Origin of the sequence: Pragia fontium DSM 5563 = ATCC 49100 (assembly GCF_900112475.1) — a bacterium.
In the GTDB taxonomy this organism is placed as follows: Bacteria; Pseudomonadota; Gammaproteobacteria; order Enterobacterales; family Enterobacteriaceae; genus Pragia; species Pragia fontium.
In genome coordinates this window covers 111,084-131,015 of record NZ_FOLW01000008.1, presented here as the reverse complement: position 1 = coordinate 131,015, position 19,932 = coordinate 111,084, and the positions used below count along the sequence as shown (strand labels likewise).

The 19,932-nt window shown below is 45.6% G+C and carries 12 protein-coding genes; 8 read left to right on the top strand and 4 right to left on the bottom strand.

Translation table 11 applies throughout. From position 1 onward, the window contains the following. The first annotated feature begins 66 nt into the window (after window positions 1–66). The 7 genes from cmoM (at window position 67) to BMZ28_RS12525 (ending at window position 10,956) form a co-directional block, all read left to right on the top strand. Window positions 67–861, top strand: coding sequence for a tRNA uridine 5-oxyacetic acid(34) methyltransferase CmoM (gene cmoM / locus BMZ28_RS12555; RefSeq protein WP_047782673.1), 795 nt, complete (start codon window positions 67–69; stop codon window positions 859–861). Further along, window positions 858–2,180 carry a chromosome partition protein MukF gene (gene mukF / locus BMZ28_RS12550; protein ID WP_047781342.1) on the top strand — a complete coding sequence of 441 codons (1,323 nt, stop codon included), beginning with the start codon at window positions 858–860 and terminating at the stop codon, window positions 2,178–2,180. Before cmoM ends, mukF begins: the two co-directional genes overlap by 4 nt. Continuing rightward, a complete protein-coding gene (mukE, locus tag BMZ28_RS12545; protein ID WP_047781341.1) occupies window positions 2,161–2,877 on the top strand; it encodes a chromosome partition protein MukE in 717 nt (238 codons plus the stop codon). The genes mukF and mukE overlap by 20 nt, the downstream gene beginning before the upstream one ends. Further along, window positions 2,874–7,358, top strand: a complete 4,485-nt coding sequence (mukB, locus tag BMZ28_RS12540) for a chromosome partition protein MukB (protein ID WP_074823616.1) — start codon at window positions 2,874–2,876, stop codon at window positions 7,356–7,358. Before mukE ends, mukB begins: the two co-directional genes overlap by 4 nt. 213 nt (window positions 7,359–7,571) lie before the next feature. Continuing rightward, window positions 7,572–9,338: a L,D-transpeptidase gene (gene ldtD / locus BMZ28_RS12535; RefSeq protein ID WP_083399689.1), complete on the top strand. Its 1,767-nt coding sequence runs from the start codon at window positions 7,572–7,574 to the stop codon at window positions 9,336–9,338. A 259-nt stretch (window positions 9,339–9,597) separates the two neighbouring features. Then, entirely contained in the window at window positions 9,598–10,170 is a 573-nt protein-coding gene (gene mepK / locus BMZ28_RS12530) for a peptidoglycan L,D-endopeptidase MepK (RefSeq protein WP_047781339.1), read from the top strand. A 141-nt stretch (window positions 10,171–10,311) separates the two neighbouring features. After that, on the top strand, window positions 10,312–10,956 hold the full coding sequence (locus tag BMZ28_RS12525) for an MBL fold metallo-hydrolase (protein ID WP_074823613.1): 645 nt from the start codon (window positions 10,312–10,314) through the stop codon (window positions 10,954–10,956). A 179-nt stretch (window positions 10,957–11,135) separates the two neighbouring features. On the opposite strand, the gene BMZ28_RS12520 is transcribed toward BMZ28_RS12525, so the two are convergent. The 4 genes from BMZ28_RS12520 to pncB form a co-directional block, all read right to left on the bottom strand. Beyond that, the gene (locus BMZ28_RS12520; RefSeq protein ID WP_074823609.1) at window positions 11,136–12,326 is read right to left on the bottom strand and encodes an amino acid aminotransferase; all 1,191 of its coding nucleotides are present in this window, start codon (window positions 12,324–12,326) and stop codon (window positions 11,136–11,138) included. Window positions 12,327–12,556: 230 nt separating this feature from the next. Beyond that, window positions 12,557–13,642, bottom strand: a complete 1,086-nt coding sequence (gene ompC, locus BMZ28_RS12515) for a porin OmpC (protein ID WP_074823730.1) — start codon at window positions 13,640–13,642, stop codon at window positions 12,557–12,559. 292 nt (window positions 13,643–13,934) lie between these two features. Next, window positions 13,935–15,335 carry an asparagine--tRNA ligase gene (asnS, locus tag BMZ28_RS12510; protein ID WP_047781336.1) on the bottom strand — a complete coding sequence of 467 codons (1,401 nt, stop codon included), beginning with the start codon at window positions 15,333–15,335 and terminating at the stop codon, window positions 13,935–13,937. Window positions 15,336–15,616: 281 nt separating this feature from the next. Next, on the bottom strand, window positions 15,617–16,825 hold the full coding sequence (gene pncB, locus BMZ28_RS12505; RefSeq protein WP_074823606.1) for a nicotinate phosphoribosyltransferase: 1,209 nt from the start codon (window positions 16,823–16,825) through the stop codon (window positions 15,617–15,619). A 312-nt stretch (window positions 16,826–17,137) separates the two neighbouring features. On the opposite strand from pncB, the gene pepN reads away from it, so the two are divergent. Beyond that, window positions 17,138–19,759 carry an aminopeptidase N gene (pepN, locus tag BMZ28_RS12500; RefSeq protein ID WP_074823603.1) on the top strand — a complete coding sequence of 874 codons (2,622 nt, stop codon included), beginning with the start codon at window positions 17,138–17,140 and terminating at the stop codon, window positions 19,757–19,759. Window positions 19,760–19,932 lie beyond the last annotated feature (173 nt).

Below are 19,932 nucleotides of genomic sequence, written 5' to 3'. Positions count from 1 at the left end.
TTGATAAACCGATAAGTTAAATATTAGCCAGTATAATAAGTACCAACGGGGTTAAATTTGGATGCCATAAAAGATCGTAACTTTGATGATATTGCGGAGAAGTTTTCTCGTAATATTTATGGCACAACCAAAGGGGAGATCCGTCAGGCGGTGCTTTGGCAAGATCTGGAACGTTGGCTATCTTTGATACCACAGCGTCAATTGCGTATTATTGATGCGGGTGGTGGTGAAGGCGTGATGGCTTGTGAAATGGCTGCCCGCGGTCATCAGGTCATTTTTTGTGACATTTCCATAGAGATGCTGAAAAGAGCAGAACAGGCCGCCATAGAAAAAGGCGTTAGCCATAATATACAATTTATACACTGTGCTGTTCAGGATATATCCGTTCATTTAGAACAGCCGGTAGATCTGATATTGTTTCACGCGGTTTTGGAATGGATTCAGGATCAGCGAGGTGCATTGCAAGCATTAACTCAATGTCTGCGACCGGAAGGTATGCTGTCATTAATGTTTTATAATTATGATGCTTTGCTATTTAGAAATATTACCCTCGGCAATTTTGGCTATATTGATGCCGGAATGCAGAAGAAGAAAAAGCGAACGTTGTCTCCAGATCGGCCATTACACCCTCAACAGGTTTATGACTGGTTACAGGATATGCAGCTGTCAATCATCAGTAAAAGCGGCGTTCGGGTATTCCATGACTACGCACAGAATAAACAGCAACAACAACAGGATTTTGCTGCCTTATTGGCATTGGAACTACGTTATTGCCAGCAAGAGCCGTTTGTCAGTTTGGGGCGTTATATTCATGTTATGGCACAAAAGCCAAACGAATCAAACGTAAAGGATGAATTATGAGTGAGTTTTCCCAGACTGTACCTGAACTGGTCGCCTGGGCACGTAAAAATGATTTCTCATTGTCATTACCGACGGAGCGTCTGGCATTTCTGTTGGCCATCGCGACGCTGAATAGCGATCGTCTGGACGGTGAAATGAATGAAGGTGAGTTGGTTGACGCCTTTAGGCTGGTCAGTAAAGCGTTTGAGCAAACGAATGAAACGGTAGCCGTACGTGCAAACAATGCCATTAACGATCTGGTTAAACAGCGACTTTTAAACCGCTTTACTAGCGAACTGGCAGACGGTAATGCCATTTATCGTTTAACCCCTTTGGGGATTGGTATTACTGATTATTATATTCGTCAGCGTGAGTTTTCCACGCTACGTTTGTCAATGCAATTATCTATTGTGGCTCAGGAATTGAAGCGCGCGGCTGAAGCGGCTGAAGAGGGCGGTGATGATTTCCATTGGCATCGAAACGTTTTTGCGCCATTAAAATATTCCGTTGCGGAGATTTTTGACAGTATCGATTTAACCCAGCGCATAATGGATGAGCAGCAGCAAAATGTAAAAGATGATATCGCTGCCCTGTTAGGTAAGGATTGGCGTGCCGCCATCTCTAGCTGTGAATTACTGTTGATGGAAACCTCCGGCACCTTACGTGAACTTCAGGATACGCTAGAGGCGGCAGGAGATAAACTGCAGGCCAATTTACTGCGTATTCAGGATGCTACCGTAGACAATCTTGAATTACATTTTGTTGATAATCTAGTGATGGATCTCCAGTCCAAGCTGGATCGTATTATTAGCTGGGGTCAACAGGCTATCGATCTGTGGATTGGCTACGATCGACATGTTCATAAGTTTATCCGTACCGCTATCGATATGGATAAAAACCGCGTGTTTTCTCAACGTCTTCGTCAAACTCTGCAAACCTATTTTGATCAGCCGTGGGCTTTAACCTATGCCAATGCGGAACGTTTGTATGACATGCGTGATGAGGAGCTGGCTCTACGCAGTGAGGAAGTCACCGGTGAACTACCGCCAGATTTAGAATTTGAAGAATTTACTGAAATGCGAGAACAGATTGCGGCGCATATTGAAGTTGCACTTGAGGTATATCGGCGCGATGCGCGTCCGCTCGATCTCGGTGCGGTAATGCGCAGTTATTTGACTCAATTCCCACGCTCCCGCCATTTTGACGTTGCTCGACTGTTAGTCGATCAGGCCGTTAGATTAGGGGTAGCAGATGCTGATTTCTCCGGATTGCCTGCCGAATGGCAGTCAATTAACGATTTCGGAGCCAAGGTGCAGGCCCATGTCATCGACAAATATTGAACAAAATATGCCGGCTAAGCTGGCTCAAGCTATTGCAAATCCGCTGTTTCCCGCGCTGGATAGCCTATTACGCGCGGGTCGTCATATTGGTATCGACGAGTTAGACAATCATGCCTTCTTGATGGACTATCAGGATGAGCTGGAATTGTTTTATCAGCGTTATAACGTCGAGTTGATTCGTGCGCCGGAGGGGTTTTTCTACCTACGTCCTCGGTCTACCACCTTGATTGCTCGTTCGGTACTGTCTGAACTGGATATGATGGTTGGTAAAATTCTGTGCTATCTCTACCTTAGCCCGGAAAGGCTGGCTCAAGAGGGAATTTTTAGCGGTCAGGAATTGTATGAAGAACTGATTTCGCTCTCTGATGAAAGCAAACTATTGAAATATGTTAATCAGCGCTCAACCGGTTCTGATGTCGATCGCCAAAAACTGCAGGAGAAAGTGCGAACTTCCCTGAATCGCTTGCGACGTCTGGGCATGGTGACTTTTGTAGGGACTGATAGCAGCAAGTTTCGTATTAATGAGTCGGTTTTCCGCTTTGGTGCCGATGTTCGCAGTAGTGATGATCCGCGTGAAGCCCAGTTACGTATGATACGTGATGGTGAGGCAATGCCGTTGGAAAACAAGCTATCCTTGTCTGATGATGACCAAAATACTGAGAACACAGCGGAGAACGCGGAGGAAGAACAGGAATGATTGAACGCGGTAAGTTTCGCTCGTTAACGCTGGTTAACTGGAACGGTTTTTTTGCCCGAACGTTTGACCTTGATGAACTGGTGACGACACTTTCTGGTGGTAACGGGGCGGGTAAATCCACCACCATGGCGGCTTTTGTCACGGCTCTGATTCCCGACCTGACGCTGTTGCATTTCCGTAATACTACGGAAGCAGGTGCTACCAGCGGTTCCAGAGATAAAGGTTTATACGGTAAGCTGAAAGCCGGCGTCTGTTATGCCACGTTAGATGTGGTTAACTCCCGGCATCAGCGTGTGCTGTGCGGTGTGCGTTTACAACAGGTGGCCGGGCGCGACAAGAAAGTTGATATCAAGCCGTTTATGATTTCTGGTTTACCTGCTTCTATTCAACCGACACAAATTTTGACCGAAACCGTCGGTGAGCGTCAGGCCAGAGTATTGCCGCTGCCGGAGCTTAAAGATCGGGTTGAGGCAATAGAAGGCGTACAGTTTAAGCAATTTAACTCCATTGCTGATTATCATGCACTGATGTTTGATTTAGGAGTGATTCCTAAACGCCTGCGCTCTTCATCTGACCGTAGTAAATTCTATCGTCTGATTGAATCTTCTCTTTACGGTGGTATTTCCAGCGCGATAACCCGTTCTTTGCGTGACTATTTATTACCAGAAAACAGTGGCGTGCGTAAGGCATTCCAGGATATGGAATCTGCGCTGCGGGAAAACCGCATGACGCTGGAAGCTATTCGCGTTACGCAATCTGACCGGGATTTGTTTAAGCACCTGATTACAGAAGCCACGTCTTATGTAGCCGCGGACTATATGCGTCATGCCAATGAACGTCGGGTTCATTTGGATGGGGCGCTGGTGCTACGTCGTGAGCTGTTTACCAGTCGGACACAGTTGGTTAGCGAACAATATCGCCATGTTGAGATGTCTCGTGAGTTAGCCGAGCAGTCTGGTGCGCAGTCCGATCTTGAGATGGACTATCAGGCCGCCAGCGATCATCTCAATTTGGTTCAGACGGCCATGCGCCAGCAGGAAAAAATCGAGCGTTATCAAAGCGATTTAGACGAGCTGACCTACCGTTTGGAAGAACAAAATGAAGTGGTTGCAGAATCTAATGAGCATCTTGAAGAACACCAGGCCAGAGCGGAAGCGTCTGAACTGGAAGTGGATGAGCTAAAAAGTCAGCTTGCTGATTATCAGCAGGCGTTAGATGTGCAACAAACCCGCGCTATTCAATATCAACAGGCGCTTCAAGCTTTAGAACGTGCTCGTGCCGTTTGCCAGTTGCCAGAATTAACCAGTGAAAATGCTGATGAATGGTTAGAAACATTCTCTGCCCGTGAGCAAGAAGCAACGGCAGCATTATTAGAACTGGAGCAGAAACTTAGCGTCGCCGATGCAGCCCATAGTCAGTTTGAAGAAGCCTACCAGTTAGTTTGCAAAATGGCGGGAGAAGTCAGCCGTGCTGATGCGTGGAAAACTGCGCGTGAGCTATTACGCGACTGGTCATCGCAACAGCATCAGGCAGAGCGGGTCAATGGTCTGCGTATTCAGCTCTCGGAGCTGGAGCAGCGGTTGCGTGAACAGCAAAATGCTGAACGGTTACTGCAGGAGTTTTGTAAAAAATCTGCTCAGGATTACCAACTGGAAGAACTGGATGACGTTCGCAGTGAACTGGAAGGTCGTCTGGAAGAGCTATCCCAAGGGGCAGCAAGTTTTAGTGAGCAACGAATGGTGCTGCGCCAAGAGTTGGAACAGGCTAACGGCAAAATTAAAATTTTGTCCGAAAGAGCGCCAACCTGGATTGCGGCTCAGGATGCACTGTCTCAGTTAAGTGAGCAGTGTGGTGAGTCGCTGGAAGACAGCGCCCAAATTACTGAACAGATGCAGTATCTGTTGGAGCGTGAGCGTGAAACAACGGTTGAACGCGATCAAATAGCCCAACAGAAACGTGAAGTTGAACAACAAATTGAACGGTTAAGCCAGCCAAGCGGTGCAGAAGATGGGCGCTTATTGGCGTTGGCTGAACGTTTCGGTGGTGTTCTACTGTCAGAAATTTATGACGATGTGGTGCTGGATGATGCACCTTATTTCTCGGCCCTATATGGACCGGCGCGTCACGGTATTGTGGTTCCCGATCTCTCTTTAATTCGTGAACATCTGGAGTCTTTAGACGATTGTCCGGAAGATCTCTATCTTATTGAAGGGGATCCGCAGTCGTTTGATGACAGTGTATTTGAGGCGGAAGAAGTTGCCGGTGCCATTGTCGTTAAGGTATCGGATCGTCAATGGCGTTATTCCCGCTTCCCGGAAGTACCTCTTTTTGGTCGTGCAGCCCGAGAGAATCGTCTTGAAATTTTGAATGCTCAACGTGAGGAACTGGCTGAACGTTACGCTACCGTTTCTTTTGACGTTCAAAAGACCCAACGTTTACATCAGAGCTTTAGCCGCTTTGTTGGTAGCCATCTTTCGGTGGTATTTGAAAGCGATCCGGAAGCGGAAATTCGCCTGCTGACTTCTCGTCGCGGTGAAATTGAGCGTGAGCTTAACGGCCATGAAGGGCAGGAACGCCAGCATAAACAGCAGCTTGATCAGGTCCGAGAAGGTATCAGTCAGCTAAACCGTATTATGCCTCAGCTGCACTTAATGGCGGATGATACGCTGATTGAACGAGTTGAAGTCATTCGTGAAGATTTAGAAGAGGCTCAAGAAGCGGCACGCTATGTTCAACAACATGGTGTAACGTTGGCGAAATTAGAGCCGATCGTTTCAGTATTGCAAAGCGATCCGACTCAGCATGAAAACTTACAGGCCAGCTATACGCAGGCACAGAATACACAGCGTCAGGCAAAACAGCAGGCCTTCGCATTAACCGAAATAGTGCAACGTCGAGTTCACTTCAGTTATAGCGATTCTGCTGGCATGCTGACAGAAAACTCTGATCTGAATGATAAATTGCGTCAGCGCCTGGAGCATGCGGAAGCAGAGCGTAGCCGTTACAGAGAACAACTGCGTTCTTATCAGGCGCAGTCTGCCCAGTTTAATCAAGTATTGGCATCGCTGAAGAGCTCTTATGAAGCTAAACGCGACATGCTGAAAGAGTTAGGGCAGGAATTACAGGATATTGGTGTTCAGGCTGACCCGAATGCAGAAGCGCGAGCTAAGCAACGTCGTGACGAGCTTTACACTGGATTAAGTCAGAATCGCCAACGCTGCAATCAACTGGAGAAGCAGATAACCTTCTGTGAAGCGGAGATGGATAGCCTACAGAAGAAACTGCGCAAGGTTGAGCGTGATTATCATCAGGTACGGGAACAGGTAGTGACAGCCAAAGCTGGCTGGTGTCTGGTGATGCGCTTGGTAAAAGACAATGACGTTGAACGTCGTTTACACCGCCGCGAACTGGCCTATATGGATGCCGAAGATTTGCGTTCCATGTCGGATAAAGCGTTAGGTGCTCTGCGTTTGGCGGTTGCCGATAATGAACATTTACGCGATGTATTACGTGGTTCAGAAGATCCTAAGCGTCCAGAGAAGAAAATTCAGTTCTATATTGCCGTTTATCAGCATCTGCGTGAGCGTATTCGTCAGGATATTATTCGCACCGATGATCCGGTAGAAGCCATTGAACAAATGGAAATTGAGTTGGCTCGCTTAACGGAAGAACTGACGGCGCGCGAACAGAAGCTGGCGATCAGTTCCAAGAGCGTGGCGAACATTATTCGCAAGACCATTCAGCGCGAACAGAACCGTATTCGTATGCTTAACCAAGGGTTACAGGCCGTTGCCTTTGGTCAGGTTAAGAGTGTGCGTTTAAACGTTAATGTACGCGAAGCTCATGCGGGTTTGTTGGATGTATTATCGGAACAGCAAGAACAGCATCAGGATCTGTTTAGCAGCAATCGCTTAACCTTCTCTGAAGCGCTGGCGAAGTTGTATCAGCGTCTAAATCCGCATATCGATATGGGGCAGCGGACGCCGCAGACCATTGGTGAAGAGCTGTTGGATTACCGTAACTATCTGGAGCTTGAGGTTGAAGTATTCCGCGGTTCTGACGGATGGTTACGCGCAGAAAGTGGCGCACTGTCTACCGGGGAAGCTATTGGTACCGGGATGTCAATTCTGGTGATGGTGGTGCAAAGCTGGGAAGAAGAGTCTAAACGCTTACGAGGCAAAGATATTCTGCCGTGTCGTTTACTGTTCCTGGATGAAGCGGCGCGTCTGGATGCTAACTCCATCGCGACGTTATTTGAACTTTGCGAACGTTTGGATATGCAGTTGGTGATTGCCGCGCCGGAAAATATTAGTCCGGAGAAGGGTACAACCTACAAGTTGGTGCGTAAGGTATTCCAGAATCATGAGCACGTTCACGTGGTTGGTCTGCGCGGCTTTGGTACAGAGAAGGAACCTGCCAAACCATTAGATGATGAGCCCAACAGCGACGATGAAGATCTTTCTGAAGAGTTGTTACAATAAAAGCGTGTGAGATAGTTGTATATTCCTATTTCACTGCGATAATCTGTTTATTAGGTCGCCATTTGGCGGCCTAATTTTTCGAATGCCAATTTATAGGGATGTTTTGGTAGAGATGCTTTTCAGTGTGGTAAAAATCATATTTATCAAGCCATAGTAAAACTCAAATGAGGCATAGTGAATAATGGTTAGTTTTTACAAAGTAGGAGACAAAGGATGTTGTTGGTAAAACGAAAAATTCTCCAAAGCTTAACGATAAAGTGTACGTTAGCTACATTAGTGACATTCCCGGCCTTAGGATGGGCTGATGAAGTTGCGGTAGTTAATCAAGCAGAAGTTAATGCGCCAATTGAAGCTGCGGTGACCTTATCGGAAACTGTCGCTGAAGCTCAACCTGAAAGTTCAATAACGGTCATTCATGCTCGTGAAGCGTTACAAAAAGCTTTACCTGCAGAAGGACAATTAAAATATCTGTCGGAACTAAGCGTGATTTATGCGGCTTCAGAGATGAAGGCGCAGTGGGCTGATGAAAAAGTACAACAACAGTTTCAGCAACAGCTGGCCGAAATCGCCTTGTCCGGTATTGCTCCTCAGTTTGGTCAATGGGCTAAGCTGCTATCTGAACCAGAAATTACTGGTTTAGCGCGTGATGCGATTTTATCTGATGCTTTACTGGGTTATCTGCACTTTGTTCACGGTGCTTATGCCAATGGCAATCGTTGGCTGTATAACTTCGGTTCTTATAAGATGGCTGCGCCATCATCGGTCGCTATTCAGCAATGGCAACAGGCAGTTCACAGTGGTGATGTTAGCGCTTTTCTTAAAGGTTTAGCACCACAGAGCTCTCAGTATAATAAAATGCACCATGCGCTGAAATCGCTGGTGGCAAGTGCTCAACCTACAGAGGCTTGGCCACAGCTGACTGCATCTAAGCAAAGTTTGCGTCCGGGTAACAGCAGCAAAGATGTTCTGGTATTAAAAGAAATTCTTATCCGTAGCGGTGTTATGGCGGGGGAAGAGACTGCCGTTGAAGATAACGCGCCATTGGCTGATGAAACCACAACTAAGGTCAAGAAACCCGTATCTCTGGTTTATTCTCCTGAATTGGTTGATGCGGTGAAGCGTTTTCAGCAAATGTATGGTCTGGATGCGGATGGAGTCATTGGCAACAGTACCCGCGATGCCTTGAATATGGCGCCACAAATCCGAGCGGCGGTATTAGCGCTAAATATCCAACGGTTACGCTTATTACCGGCGACACTGGATCACGGTATTTTTGTGAATATTCCAGATTACTCGCTGGCTTACTATGTTGATGGTAAGTTGATCCTTGAATCGAAAGTGATTGTAGGTTCAACCAGACGTAAAACACCGTTGATGAGCAGTGCGCTAAATAACGTGGTGGTTAACCCACCATGGAACGTGCCAGTGAAACTGATCCGTGAAGATTTGGTACCAAAAGCTAAACGTGATTCAGAATACTTGAAGCGTCAGGGCTATACCGTTTACTCCGGTTGGGGAAGGGATGCTGAGGTTGTTGACCCAAGTACCATTGATTGGTCTGAGGGTGGAAACTATCGTCTACAGCAGGCACCTGGCCGCGGTAATGCACTGGGCAGATTTAAGTTCAATATGCCGAATAATGATGCTATCTATTTGCATGATACCCCTAACCATCGCTTGTTTGATAAGAGCATGCGCGCATTAAGTTCGGGATGTGTGCGGGTGAATAAAGCGTCTGAACTGGCAAATATGTTATTAAATGAGGCCGGATGGGACGATAATAAAATTCAGGGAACGCTTAAGCGAGGTAATACTACTTATGCCCCTATCCGTGAAAAAATACCGGTTCAGTTATACTATATGACTGCCTGGGTGTCTGCGGAGGGTAATCCTGAGTTTCGTAGTGATATCTATGGCTACGATCGTGCAGCAAAAGAAGGGATTAAAGAATTACCTCAGGTAGAAAAATTATTGCGTTAATGCAGTAATCCTCTCGTTTTTGTTGTCATAATAAACATGTATTAACGGGCGCTTACATTTTAAGCGCCCGTGAAACAGTCAAATGCTGGACTGTTTTCAATTACAGGTTACTCTACTTATTGATATTAAATCATATTCGTTGGTTTTCTGTTGCCAGTATGGCGAGTAGCTTATTTCAGCAGATAGTGTTAATCAGCTGATAAGCAACCAACGAATGCGATTCACAATGTAAACAGCGTTACTGAGTATAAACAGATATATGGATAAAATTGATCATCATCGCCGGAAGTGGCTGGCAATTGGCGGAGCGACTTTAGGTTTAGTACTTATTCCTGATGTTGTATTGGCGGCTCCAACTAAAACCTCTACAACTAAAAGCAAAAGTCAGGTACGAACCCGAACTTTGCTGGTTAAGAATATCAATACCAATGAAACGATCAAGTCTACCTATTTCAACGGTAAGAGCTACGATAAAAAAGAGTTGGCTCGCTTAAATCATATCTTCCGCGATCGTCGAACCAATCAGGTCATCACTATTGATCCAAAGCTGTATGATAAACTCTATTATCTACAAAAGCAGTTTGGCAATAAAGAACTTGAATTGATTTGCGGTTATCGTAGCGTCAATAGTAATAATCAAATGAGAGCAAGCAAACGTGGCGTTGCTAAACATAGCTATCATACCCTTGGTCAAGCGGCAGATATCCGTATTGTTGGTGTTCCATTAAAAACGCTGCGCGATGCGGCGTTAAAAATGAAATCGGGTGGCGTGGGTTATTATCCTTCAAGTAACTTTGTTCATGTGGATACGGGCCCAGTGAGAAACTGGTAACGCAAAATATTGATTGATGATTAAGGTGCCGATTTTTCAGGCACCTTTTTTATTTCTGCTGGAATACTAAACAAAGTCGACAGAAGGCAGTAGTATTGCTTCATGATCAGAAAATAATATGAGTTACGATGGAGAAGGTCTTTGAAATATAAAATTATTCCCGTTACCCCTTTTCAGCAAAATTGCACATTACTCTGGTGTGAAGAGACCAATAAAGCGGCCATTGTTGATCCGGGTGGTGAAGCCACGTTATTAATGCGGGCAATCGATAGTTTGGGGTTAACCTTAGAGCAAGTGCTATTGACCCATGGTCATTTGGATCATGTTGGTGCGGCAAAAGAAATGGCTGAACGTTACAACGTGCCCATTGTTGGCCCACACAGAGATGATGCTTTTTTGTTAGAGAGTTTGGCAGAACAAAGTGCTCGGTTTGGTTTAGAAAACTGTACGCCTTTTACCCCTAATCGTTGGTTAGAAGAGGGGGATAAAGTGAGCGTGGGTAATGAAACGCTATTTGTTCGTCATACTCCTGGCCATACGCCGGGGCACGTGATTTTCTTCTCAGAGTCATCGAGATTAGCTTCCGTCGGTGATGTGTTATTTGCTGGTGGAATAGGGCGAACCGATTTCCCTCGCGGTAATTATACCGATCTGATTAACTCAATTCGTGAAAAACTCTGGCCTTTAGGCAACGACGTCCAGTTCATTCCCGGACATGGGCCAATGTCAACATTCGGCGATGAACGCCTGACTAATCCGTTTGTAGCGGATAGTGCTGTCAGATAAGAGAGAAAATAGAAATAGAAAAGGACGCTTAAGCGTAATGCCGATCAGTTAAGCGTTTTTATTCCATCTACCCCGTCATCCCGGTGAAAACCGAGATGACGGAATTTATCAGTTATTGCATACAGAGTGGGATCCTTAACTAACAAACATTACACCTAAGCGTCAGTCTCCCTCCCAACTCAAAGCACAGCAACAATTGCTTCACACAGCGGAGCCATATTATCTAACGTCATTCCGGCAACGTTGATACGCCCTGAGTTAACCGCATAGATAGCATATTCGTCTCTTAAACGCAGCACCTGCTCTTGAGACAGCCCACTGAAGGAGAACATACCATTTTGTTGGATAATGAAACTAAAGTCCTGTTGAGCGCCTTTTTCCTGCAGAGTATTAACGAACAGCTGACGCATACGATGAATACGCTGACGCATATCGGTTAATTCCTGCTCCCAAGTAGCGCGTAGGGTTGGATTACTCAATATGGTGGCAACCACAGAAGCACCATGGGATGGCGGATTGGAGTAGTTGGCACGAATAACAGATTTTACCTGACTAAAGGCACGTTCAGCGGTTTCGCTATCGGCAGCAACTAAGGTAAATGCACCGACGCGCTCATTATATAAGCCAAAGTTCTTTGAATAGGAACTGGCAACAATCAACTCAGAATGGGTAGCGGCAAAAACACGCAGTCCCTGAGCATCTTCTTCTAAACCGTTAGCAAATCCCTGATAGGCAAAGTCAAACAAAGGCAGCCAACCGCGTTCAGCGGAGAGTTTAGCCAGTATTTGCCATTGCTCTGCCGTTGGATCGATACCGGTAGGGTTATGGCAGCAGCCGTGGAACAGTACCACATCACCCGCTTGGGCTTTCTCTAAGCTGGCCAACATCCCTTCAAAATCCAGCGCATGCTCTGACGCATTGTAATACTGGTATTCAGGGGTTTCTAATCCCGCCGCCTGGAAGACATTTTTATGATTTGGCCAAGTTGGGTTACTGATCCAGACGCGTTTTGCGCTGGTATTGGCTGCTATAAAGTCTGCTGCAATACGCAGGGCTCCGGTGCCACCCGGTGATTGGGCGGTACGAGCACGTTTGTCAGCGATAATTGAATTACCCGCACCAAACAGTAATTCTTGAGTACAGCTGGCAAATGCTGCTAGACCAGCAATACCGAGATAGTTTTTGGTATTTTCATTTTCCAGCAAATACTGCTCAGCTTTTTTTACACTATCAAGAACCGGCGTGTGACCTGTTTCATCTTTATATACACCAATACCAAGGTTAATTTTATTCTGGCGGGCTTCGGCGTTATACAGCTCTCCCAATCCTAATATCGGGTCAGCAGGCGCGGCTTTAATATGTTCAAACATAGTAGATGGCTTCCATGAATTAGAGTAACAGGGGGAAAACAATAGTATAGCCAGAGTATCGTTAATTTGTCGGATTTGACAATGATTTAACAAGAAAAAGTAAATAAAACTATAAAGTTGCTATATATATTGAAAAATCTAATAACCTTGTTGAATTACGATAGAAATATTTTTAAAGCCAATTAAAAAGGCACCCGAAGGTGCCTTTTGTTATCTTATTTAAAGATAAATTAGAACTGATAAACCAGACCTACAGCTACAACGTCATCAGTTGTGATGCCAGCAGCTTTAGTGAAGCTGTTATCATCTAACTGGTTGATTTTATAGTCAACTTTAACAGACATGTTTTTGTTAAAGTAGTAGTTAGCGCCAACATCGATATAGTTTGCTAATTCTTCGCTATCGAAATTGTGTACGCCATCAGTATAGCCTAAGTCTTTACCTTTTGAGTAAACCCAAGCCAGAGATGGCTGCAGGCCGAAGTCGAATTGATACTGAGCAACTAACTCAACGTTTTGGGTTTTGTTAGCAACAAATTTGTTGTCGGTACCAAAACGAGTCATGTTGTAAGTTTGGCCATAAATAGCAGCCAAGTAGATGTTGTTAGCGTCGTATTTGATACCACCAGTAGCGGCATCTGCACGGTCACCACGGTGATCTGCAGTTTGACCATCAGTACGATCAGATGATGCATAAGCTGCACCTAAAGATAGACCCATACCTAAATCATAGGTAGAAGACATACCCCAACCGTCGCCGTTACGATCAGAACCGTTACGGTCACCAGAGTCGTTACGACCTTGGTATTGAACGGCAAAGTTCAGACCATCAACCATACCAAAGAAGTTTTTATTACGGTAAGTTGCTAAGCCACCAGCACGCTGAGTCATAAAGACGTCAGTTTGTTGGAAAGAGTCGCCACCGAACTCAGGCAGAACGTCAGTCCAGCCGCCGATGTCATATAGAACGCCGTAGTTACGACCGTAGTCGAAAGAACCCGCATCACCCACTTTCAGACCAGCGTAAGCTAAACGAGTCTTCTGAGAGTTATCGCCTTCTTTCTTGTCGGCTTTCAGTTCTGCTTGGTAGAAACCATAGCCAACAACCTGATCGCTAACCTGAGTTTCGCCTTTAATGCCGAAACGAACGTAGCTCTTATCGCCATCAGCACTTTTATCATCGGAGAACAGGTGAGAACCTTGGATTTTACCGGTGATATCTAACTTGTTGCCGTCTTTGTTATACACTTCGGCTGCGTTTGCTGCACCGGCAACTAACATTGCTGGTACCATAACTGCTAAAATTTTACGTTTCATCATTTTATTAACTTCCCTCATTGGAGTTGTCTAGCATCGGCCACTGCATTCAGCTTTATAGCTGATAACAATTGATGCATTTTTTAAACCACCCGCAGTTTTTCATTCGTGCGGCAGTTAATCTAGCCTTTAAATGCTACTAATATACTAAAGAAGTTACAAGGGGAAAATAGCTGTTTCTAAATGTGAATAGGAATGAACTTTGTGATAAGTCTCTAATTTTTAAAAAACAAAGGGCCAAAATATTTGGCCCTTTGGGTGTTGAACGAATTTTAAACGCTTTTTGTTGCGTTTAAAATGAAACGTTTCTTGGCGTTCTTGGGAACGGAATCACGTCACGAACGTTTTGCACTCCGGTGACATAAGCGATTAAACGCTCAAATCCTAAGCCAAAGCCAGCATGAGGAACGGTACCATAGCGACGCAGATCGCGATACCAGCTATAGTCTTCTTTATTCATGCCGAGCTCTGCCAGACGGCGATCGAACTCTTCCAAACGTTCTTCACGCTGGGAACCACCGATAATTTCACCAATGCCCGGTGCCAGAACGTCCATGGCGGCAACGGTTTTGCCGTCTTCGTTCATACGCATATAGAAGGCTTTGATATCTTTCGGATAGTTCTTGACCACCACCGGCGCTTTGAAATGTTTTTCTGCTAAATAACGTTCGTGCTCGGAGGAGAGGTCGATGCCCCAGCTAACCGGGTTTTCAAAGCTTTGACCACAATTTTCCAGAATCGTGATGGCATCGGTGTAGTCAACCTGAGCAAAATCAGAGTTCACGAATTTTTCCAGACGAGAAACGGCCTCGTTGTCTACACGCTCAGCAAAGAAGGCCATATCATCAGCACGTTCTTCAAGAACCGCTTTAAACACATACTTCAACATGCTTTCAGCTAATGCGGCGACGTCATTCAGGTCGGCAAAGGCCACTTCCGGCTCAACCATCCAGAATTCTGCTAAATGGCGGCTGGTATTCGAGTTTTCTGCACGGAAGGTCGGGCCAAAGGTATAGATCTTGGATAAAGCACTGGCGTAAGCTTCGCCGTTTAACTGACCAGAAACCGTCAGGAATGACTCTTGACCAAAGAAGTCTTCACTGAAATCAACCTGACCTTTATCGGTACGCGGTAGATTTTGCAGATCCAGCGTAGAAACGCGGAACATTTCACCGGCACCTTCGGTATCGGCTGCTGTGATAATCGGGGTGGAAACCCAGAAATAACCTTGTTCATCAAAGAAACGATGAATTGCCTGAGCCAGCGTATGTCTTACACGGGCAACGGCACCAATGATGTTAGTGCGCGGACGTAAGTGGGCGACTTCACGCAGATATTCGATAGTATGGCGTTTAGCCGCCATTGGATAAGTGTCTGGATCGTCTACCCAGCCAGCAACTTTGACATCAGTCGCTTGTAGTTCAAAAGACTGGCCTTCACCGGGAGATGCGACCACTTTACCGGTAATGATGACCGAGCAGCCGGTTGTCAGGTGTAAAACTTCATCCTGATAATTTGGCAGAGAACTATTGATAACAGCCTGTAATGGATTAAAGCAGGAACCGTCATAAACGGTTAAAAAGGATATACCGGCTTTAGAATCTCGCCGGGTACGTACCCAACCGCGTACGGTGACTTCGCTGTCAACCGCGGCACGGCCTTGCAGTACGTCGACTACAGGCACTACGCTCATAAATTTCTCTCTTATGATGTTAATTTATCTGAATGATGACTTAAGGCCGGTTACCTATTCGTTGGTAACGCAATGGCCTGAACTCTGTATTATTTTCTGCATGTTAACTGACAATCAGAAAACAGCAATATCCGCAGCATAGTAAGATACAACAACTTACCTTAGCACTCAGGTTTTGACCCATAAGTTTGCGGAAACTGAACTAACCAGTAAAGGTACTAAAAAAAGCCGCTCATTTACAGTAGTAAGGCGGCTTTTCTTTCATATATATTGCCAGAATATCAGTTGTCACGTTTTACTAAAGGTAAATTAAAGGCTTTATGCAGTGCTTTAACGAATCCTTTGTCCTGACAAATGGTTTTTCCTGGACTATCAGACAGCTTGGCAACGGGTTTACCGTTACATTGAATCAGTTTTATGACGATATTCAGCGGGTTAACGCCTGGAATGTCGCAGGTTAGGCGCGTTCCAATGCCAAAAACCAGTTTGACTCGAGTGTGAAAGCGTTTGTATAGCGCCAGCGCTTTGTCCAAATCGAGATTATCAGAAAAAACCAAGGTTTTCGTTAATGGATCAATAGCAAGATTCTGATAGTGAGCAATAGCCTTTTCGCCCCATTCAAAGGGATCGCCGGAGTCATGACGCAGCCCTTCATATTGAGTAGCAAACTGGATACCGAAATCATGCAGGAATGCGTCCATAGTAATGCAGTCAGTCAGGGCAATACCAAGCTGATTTGGATATTCATCCAACCAACCTTGTAAAGCGGCTCGCTGGCTATTGGCTAGAACCGGGCTAATTTGCTGGAAAGCCTGAAACCATTCATGGGCTTGAGTGCCAATCGGTGACAGATTCAGGCGGCGCGCCAGATCGTAATTACTGGTGCCAATCAGGTAAGGAGAGAACGATTGCTGTAATACGGTCACAATCGCTTGCTGCACATCTTTACTGTAGCGACGGCGTGTACCGAAGTCGGATACTTTAAACTGTGATAAATCGACGTCAGCGTAATTAGCACGAAAATGGGCAAGTTTGTTATGCAGGAAATCGATTGCCTGTTGGCGACCAATTTCAGGTGTTCTGTGGCGATGAATAGTTTCACTGATAACCGCCAGCAGAGGAACTTCCCACAGAATCGCTTCATACCACAGTCCGGTAATACGAATCTGTAATTTCCCGTTTTCATTGGTGACTTGTACCTGATCTGAATTGAAGCGGAATGTTTTCAGCCAGTCCAGATAGTCTTGATGAAAGAAGGGAAGAGAGGCCAGATAGTGGTACTCGTCTTCAGTTAACGCCAAGTCTTGCATTAAAAAGATTTGTTGGCGAATTTCATCAGCATAATCACCCAGAGCATCTTCACTGCGACAGCGAAACTCCGCAACCACGGTAGTATTACGGTAATGATGAAAAACAGCCTGCTGCATATGCAGCTTATAAGCATCGGTATCTAATAATGAAGTAAGAATGGGGCTTGCCTGTGGTTTCATGTTGCGGTTACTGTTTTCTCATTAAGTGACGCTCTGAAATGTCTGGGGAGTATACCTTTTATATTTCATCAAATAAAACGGTTGTATAAAGCCCTTCTATCGAGGGTACCTAAAAACAGGTGAGTGCCCAGCGGTAATGTTGGGCTTAGGTAAAAGGTTTATTGCGGTTGCTATCCTGATATTTTCGGTTAGTCAGACAATAGTAAGGAAGAAAATGATTATTTTTCTTATTTAGCCACGCGCGGTTTTGCAACTGACGAGGAAGAAGCATAGACTCAGTTTATGAATTGATTGAACAACATAGGTTTTTTTATGACACAGAAACCACAGGCAAAGTATCGCCAGGATTATCGTAAACCTGATTTTATTATTACTGATATTGACTTGGATTTTGATTTAGCGCCGGAAACCACTCGAGTAACGGCGGTAAGTCAGGTGCAGCGCAATGGAAAAAATAGTGCGGCATTAGTACTCGATGGGGAAAGCCTAACGCTGATCTCCGTTAGTGTGAATGATCAAGACTGGACGGATTATCAACAAAAGGAAGGTCAGCTGGTGTTGAACAATCTTCCCGACAGTTTTACCCTGAAGATTGTTAATGATATTCATCCGGCGACCAATAGCGCACTTGAAGGGCTCTACGTTTCTGGTGATGCACTATGCACCCAGTGTGAAGCTGAAGGTTTCCGACATATTACCTATTATCTGGATCGTCCGGATGTGCTGGCTCGCTTTACCACTCGGATCGTAGCGGATAAAAAAAGCTACCCTTATTTGTTATCCAACGGTAACCGGATCGACCAAGGGGAGCTGGAAGATGGGCGCCATTGGATCCAGTGGCAGGATCCTTTCCCAAAACCGAGTTACCTGTTTGCTCTGGTAGCCGGTGACTTTGATGTCTTACGCGACAAGTTTGTTACTTGCTCTGGGCGTAGCGTCGATCTGGAATTATATGTTGACCGCGGTAACCTCGATCGTGCGGACTGGGCGATGACCTCGTTGAAAAATGCCATGAAATGGGATGAGACCCGTTTTGGGCTAGAGTACGATCTGGATATTTATATGATCGTGGCCGTTGATTTCTTCAATATGGGCGCGATGGAGAATAAAGGATTAAACGTCTTTAACTCCAAATATGTGCTGGCAAAAGCCGAAACCGCAACGGATAAAGATTATCTGAATATAGAATCGGTGATTGGTCATGAGTATTTCCATAACTGGACCGGAAACCGCGTTACCTGTCGCGACTGGTTCCAGCTCAGCCTGAAAGAGGGACTGACGGTATTCCGCGATCAGGAATTCAGTTCAGATTTGGGCTCGCGAGCGGTAAACCGCATCGATTCCGTTAGAGTGATGCGCGGTGCGCAGTTCGCTGAAGATGCTAGCCCAATGGCGCATCCAATTCGCCCGGATAAAGTTATCGAGATGAATAACTTCTATACTCTCACGGTGTATGAGAAAGGATCGGAAGTGATCCGTATGATGCATACGTTACTGGGAGAAGAGAAGTTTCAGGCGGGTATGAAGCTTTATTTTCAGCGCCATGACGGTAGCGCAGCCACCTGCGATGATTTTGTGCAGGCCATGGAAGAAGCTTCCGGTATCGATTTAACGCTGTTCAAACGTTGGTATAGCCAGTCCGGTACGCCGCAGCTAACGGTACTTGACAGCTATGATGCGGATAAACAGCAGTATAGCCTGACGGTGAGCCAAATGACGCCACCAACTCAAGATCAGGCAGAAAAGTTACCTCTGCATATTCCATTAGATATTGAGCTCTATGGCAACGGCGGTGAAGTAATCCCGCTTTATACGGCAGGGAAATTGGTTAATCCTATTCTTAACCTGACGGAAGCCAAGCAAACCTTTGTGTTTGATAATGTGCCACAGCAACCAATTATTTCGTTGTTGAGAGAGTTTTCAGCCCCGGTGAAGCTGGACTATCCATATAGCGATGAGCAGCTAGCGTTTCTGATGCAGCATGCCAGCAATGATTTTGCTCGCTGGGATGCTGCTCAAATGCTGCTGGCAAAATATATTAAGCAGAATGTTGCAGATATACAGCAAGGTAAACCGTTTGAGCTACCTCTACATGTGATTGATGCTTTCCGCGCCATTCTACTGAGCGATAAGTTGGATCCGGCCTTGGCGGCGCAGATCCTGACACTGCCATCAGAGAATGAAATGTCTGAGTTGTTTGAGGTTATCGATCCAGACGCCATTCATACAGTAAAAGCAGAATTGGTGAATACCTTTGCTCGGGAAATGCAGGATGAGTGGTTGGCGGTTTATCTGGCTAACAGAACCAAAGCTTATCGGATTGAACATGGTGATATTGCCAAACGAGCGCTGAGTAACGTGTGCTTAAGCTATCTGGCTTTTACCGAAAGCGAATTTGCCGACGGGTTGGTAAGCCAGCAGTACCATCAAGCGAATAATATGACCGATTCTCTTGCCGCCTTGTCTGCGGCGGTTGCTGCTCAGTTACCTTGCCGGGATGCGTTAATGTCAGCCTTTGATGAGCGCTGGCATCAGGATGGTTTGGTGATGGATAAGTGGTTTATTTTGCAGGCCAGTAGTCCGGATCGTCATGTATTGCAGAATATAACATCGTTACTTAATCATCGATCTTTCAGCATGAATAACCCAAACCGGATCCGTTCATTGATCGGCGCTTTTGCTTCTGCTAATCCATCGGCATTTCATGCGAAAGATGGTTCAGGCTATGCGTTTTTAACTGAGGTATTGGTGGATCTTAATCAACGTAACCCGCAGGTGGCTTCACGGTTGATTGAACCGTTGATCCGTTTAAGTCGTTATGATCAAGTGCGTCAGGGGCTTATGCGTAATGCTTTAGAGAAGTTGAGAGGTTTGGATAACCTGTCAGGGGATCTATTTGAGAAGATAAGTAAAACGCTAAATAAATCATTCTAGGTAATATTAAGCCAGCTCGATAGTGTTTGTTGGTTAAGAACATTTGATGAGTTGGCTTTTTCTTTTGGCCTTTCTTTGAGCGCTGGAATGCAGGGGGCGTTCGTCCTTAACGCCCCTTGCTCGGCCACGTATATGGACGTTGATTTGTTCTCTGTACTGATAGTGGACGAAAT

Coding starts and splice junctions, on each gene's coding strand:
- mukF (WP_047781342.1), top strand. CDS start 858: ATGAGTGAGTTTTCCCAGACTGTACCTGAACTGGTCGCCTGGGCACGT.
- mukE (WP_047781341.1), top strand. CDS start 2,161: ATGTCATCGACAAATATTGAACAAAATATGCCGGCTAAGCTGGCTCAA.
- mukB (WP_074823616.1), top strand. CDS start 2,874: ATGATTGAACGCGGTAAGTTTCGCTCGTTAACGCTGGTTAACTGGAAC.
- ldtD (WP_083399689.1), top strand. CDS start 7,572: ATGTTGTTGGTAAAACGAAAAATTCTCCAAAGCTTAACGATAAAGTGT.
- mepK (WP_047781339.1), top strand. CDS start 9,598: ATGGATAAAATTGATCATCATCGCCGGAAGTGGCTGGCAATTGGCGGA.
- BMZ28_RS12520 (WP_074823609.1), bottom strand. CDS start 12,326: ATGTTTGAACATATTAAAGCCGCGCCTGCTGACCCGATATTAGGATTG.
- ompC (WP_074823730.1), bottom strand. CDS start 13,642: ATGAAACGTAAAATTTTAGCAGTTATGGTACCAGCAATGTTAGTTGCC.
- asnS (WP_047781336.1), bottom strand. CDS start 15,335: ATGAGCGTAGTGCCTGTAGTCGACGTACTGCAAGGCCGTGCCGCGGTT.
- pncB (WP_074823606.1), bottom strand. CDS start 16,825: ATGAAACCACAGGCAAGCCCCATTCTTACTTCATTATTAGATACCGAT.
- pepN (WP_074823603.1), top strand. CDS start 17,138: ATGACACAGAAACCACAGGCAAAGTATCGCCAGGATTATCGTAAACCT.